Annotated in this window: 4 protein-coding genes and 1 pseudogene; all 5 read left to right on the top strand. The window is 66.7% G+C overall.

What is annotated here, in order from left to right; all coding sequences use genetic code 11:
• Positions 1-433, top strand: a 433-nt coding sequence (locus ACESMN_RS11930; RefSeq protein ID WP_411293931.1) for a YybH family protein, incomplete at its 5' end; no start/stop codon positions are given.
• 61 nt (positions 434-494) lie between these two features.
• Positions 495-1,820, top strand: a complete 1,326-nt coding sequence (locus ACESMN_RS11925; protein ID WP_373053825.1) for an O-antigen ligase family protein — start codon at positions 495-497, stop codon at positions 1,818-1,820.
• A 430-nt stretch (positions 1,821-2,250) separates the two neighbouring features.
• Positions 2,251-2,532: a type II toxin-antitoxin system Phd/YefM family antitoxin gene (locus ACESMN_RS11920; RefSeq protein ID WP_373053824.1), complete on the top strand. Its 282-nt coding sequence runs from the start codon at positions 2,251-2,253 to the stop codon at positions 2,530-2,532.
• On the top strand, positions 2,529-2,939 hold the full coding sequence (locus ACESMN_RS11915; protein WP_373053823.1) for a type II toxin-antitoxin system VapC family toxin: 411 nt from the start codon (positions 2,529-2,531) through the stop codon (positions 2,937-2,939). Before ACESMN_RS11920 ends, ACESMN_RS11915 begins: the two co-directional genes overlap by 4 nt.
• 427 nt (positions 2,940-3,366) lie before the next feature.
• Positions 3,367-3,615: pseudogene (locus ACESMN_RS11910) on the top strand (integrase core domain-containing protein); the annotation flags it as partial.
• Positions 3,616-3,629 lie beyond the last annotated feature (14 nt).

Below are 3,629 nucleotides of genomic sequence, written 5' to 3'. Positions count from 1 at the left end.
AACCCCGGAACCAACCCCGGAACCAACCCCGGAACCAACCCCGGAACCCGAGCCACCCGCTCCAGCGCCACCCGCCGCGCAACCAGTGGAGCAGCAGGTCCGCGCGGCGATCCAGGGCTACAGCACCGCCTTCGAACGGGGCGACCTTGGCGCCTTCATGAACCGTCTCAGCGATAACCCGGCCGAGAACGCCAACCGGGGCCGTGACTGGTTCCGCCAGAGCTACTCGCAACTGTTCGATCAGACCGAGGAGCGGCGCATGCGCGTCGACATCGAGAACGTGCGCCGGGACGGCAGCGCGTGGGACGTGACCGGGCGGTTCGAGCTGGAGGTGGTATACCCCGGGCGCGATCCGGTAGGCGCGTCGGGCCCGATCCGCTACCGCGTCGTGGAGCAGGGCGGCGAGTGGCGCCTTGACCGCATCAGCTACTGACGTCCGGCCGGCCCGCACCCGGCGGTCGCGGCGTACCCGGCGGCGCGGTCATGCCCGAGGCATGCGGGCGCCGCTGCCGTGGCCTGCGACACTGGTCGTCGCCGCCATCGCGCTCGCGCTGCCGTTCATGCTCGGCAACCGCACCATGGATGCGATGTCCACGAGCCTGCTGCTGCTCACCTCCGGCGCCTTCCTGGCCGCGCTCGCGGCCCTTTGGCCCGGGCGGCATGCACTGCCCGGGCCGGATCGGGCCTGGCTGGTGTTTGCCGGTGTCTTCACCGCCCTGATACTGCTGCAGGTGGCCCCCGTGCCGGCCCTCGCGGCCGCTTTCGGGCCCTATCCCGAGGCGCTCTGGAGCCATCCCGAATTCGCGCCGCGCCACTGGTCGCCCGACGTGGGCGCGACGCTGCGCGGCTGGGCCGCCTTCGTCGCCCTGTTCACGGTGGCCTGGATCGCCTACAGCCTGCCCGCGGGGCAGCGCAACGTGCTCTGGCTGCTGCTGGCGGCGAGCGCCGTTTTCCAGGCCGTCTACGGTATCGGTGCCCACGCGATGGGCTCGGACACCATCCTCGGCATCTGGGAGCGGAACAACCCGGATTCCGTGCACGGCAGCTTCAGCAACCGGAACCTCTTCGCCGCCTACCTCGCGCTGTTGTGGCCCCTCGCCGTGGCCGTGTGGTGGATCCGGGACATGCCGCTCCTGGACCGCCGCTCGAAGGAGATCAAGATCGCGGGCAGCCTGATCACCAGCGCGATCATCGGGGCCGCGCTGCTCGGCAGTGCCTCGCGGCTCGGCAGCACCGCCGGGCTCTTGGGCATGGTCATCGCGCTGGTGCTGTGGTCCCGTCACTGGCGGGTTCTGCGCGGCGCGCCGGTGTGGCCCGCGTATCTCGCCCTGGGGGCCGGGCTGCTGGCGGCCGCCTGGTACGGTCTTCTGCCGCTCGCGGAACGCTTGCTCCAGACGGGGCTGCACGACGGGCGCTTCGAGATCTTCGGCCTGATGCTCACCGAGTTCCCGCTCGCCTGGTGGGTGCACGGGGTGGGGCTCGGCGGCTTCGAGGCCGCGTTCAAGCAGATCCAGCCCGGCCACATCGGGCAATGGTGGGACTACGCCCACAACGACCTGCTGCAGTGGCTGGTCGAGATGGGCGTGATCGGCGCCGCGCTGCTGGTCGCGGTGGCGATTGCGCTGATCCGGGCCGCCCGCCCCAGCACCGAGCGCATCGCGCTCTACGCCGGTCTCGCCGCCCTGGCGCTGGTGTCGCTCGCCGACTTCAGCTGGCACATCCCCGCGACGCAGGTGGTCCTGGCGATGTACATCGGCACCCTGCTGCGCTCGGCCGCCGGGGGCGGACGAAGAAAAGGGGACGGAGGGATTAAAACTTGACCGGTCGCAGGTCCTGTCCAAGTCTTTTGAGCAGACCGTTTCAAGCAGTCCATCGGGCTGGACGCCCGGGGAGGGGGCCCGATGCCAAGGAGGGCACGCCACCATGTCGCGGGCTTGCCGTATCACCTGGTCCAGCACGGGAGCAACCGCCAGGCCTGCTTCTTGGACCCGGGGGGCTGCCGGCGGTTTTCCGCGATCCGCCGCACCATCTGCTAGTGCCAGCCTGTCGGGGGTGACGCCTTCCGCGCACGAGTCGAGCGACAGTTCGGCGTTCGCTTCGGTCATGCGCAACGGGGCCGGCCGGCGAGAGCGGGCAGCGGGGAACAGGGCAATCCCTAATCCCTCCGTCCCCTTTCTCCACTCAAAACTGTACAAAAAGCATATTGACAAGTACTATTTGTAGCCAATTGGTACTTTTCAGGAGGACGCCTTGGACAATGTCCTCACCGCTGCCGAGTTGAAACGACGCGGCATGGTCGCGATCGAGGAAGGCCTGCGTGCTGGGCCTTTGCACATTCTCAAGCGCAACAAACCGGCCGCCGTGGTCCTCAGCGAAGAAGACTACGCGCGCCTGACGCACAACCAGATCGAATTGCCGGCGGATGGCATGACTGCCGTGCAGTGGCTGCTCTCCACCCAGCTGCCGCAAGCAACCCCGCCGCGCAGCAAGACAGAAATCGATGCCGCGCTCGCCGCGGAGCGCGATTGGTGATCGTCTTTCTCGATACCAGCGCACTCATTTATCTGCTTGAAAGCGAGGAGCCGTTCCGCAGCCGGGTGCGCAATCGTCTCAGCACGCTGACAGAACAGGATCCTGCGCTCCAACTCGCGATCAGCCGACTCACCTGGCTCGAAGCGCGCGTGGGGCCGACGAAGCAGAACCAAGTCGGTTTGCTGCATGCTTACGACGGCTTCTTTGCGCGGCCCGACCTGATCTGGATTGAACTCAACCGCGACGTCGTCGAACTGGCCACGGCCATTCGAGTCAGCCACGGACTCCGCACGCCCGATGCCCTACAGGCCGCCAGTTGCCTGCAGCTCGGCGAGCAACACCTCTTCATGACTGGCGACGCCAAATTTCAGCGCGTTGCTGGCCTTCAGGTTGAATACCTGAACTAGGAAAAAGAAAAGAAAAAAAGGAAAAAGGGGACGGAGGGATTAAAACTTGACCGGTCGCAGGTCCTGTCCAAGTCTTTTGAGCAGACCGTTTCAAGCAGTCCATCGGGCTGGACGCCCGGGGAGGGGGCCCGATGCCAAGGAGGGCACGCCACCATGTCGCGGGCTTGCCGTATCACCTGGTCCAGCACGGGAGCAACCGCCAGGCCTGCTTCTTGGACCCGGGGGGCTGCCGGCGGTTTTCCGCGATCCGCCGCACCATCTGCTAGTGCCAGCCTGTCGGGGGTGACGCCTTCCGCGCACGAGTCGAGCGACAGTTCGGCGTTCGCTTCGGTCATGCGCAACGGGGCCGGCCGGCGAGAGCGGGCAGCGGGGAACAGGGCAATCCCTAATCCCTCCGTCCCCTTTTTCTCTTTTTCTTCCTCGGGCCAGCATGAGCCGGCGCGGCAACTGCTGGGACAACGCCGTGGCCGAGCGCTTCTTCCTGAACCTGAAGATGGAGCGTGTGTGGCAGCGCGATTACGCCAATCGTGGCGAGGCGACCCGGGACATCGCCGACTACATCGTCGGGTTCTACAACACGGTTCGGATCCACTCGACCCTGGGCTACCTGCCGCCCACCGCCTACGAGCGGACAATGGCAGCTAAACAACCTATCGACGTGTCCGGAAAGACTTGACCACTACACCCCTG

The organism is Thioalkalivibrio sp., assembly GCF_041690275.1.
Lineage (GTDB): Bacteria > Pseudomonadota > Gammaproteobacteria > Ectothiorhodospirales > Ectothiorhodospiraceae > Thioalkalivibrio.
This window is presented reverse-complemented; position numbering and strand designations above follow the sequence as displayed.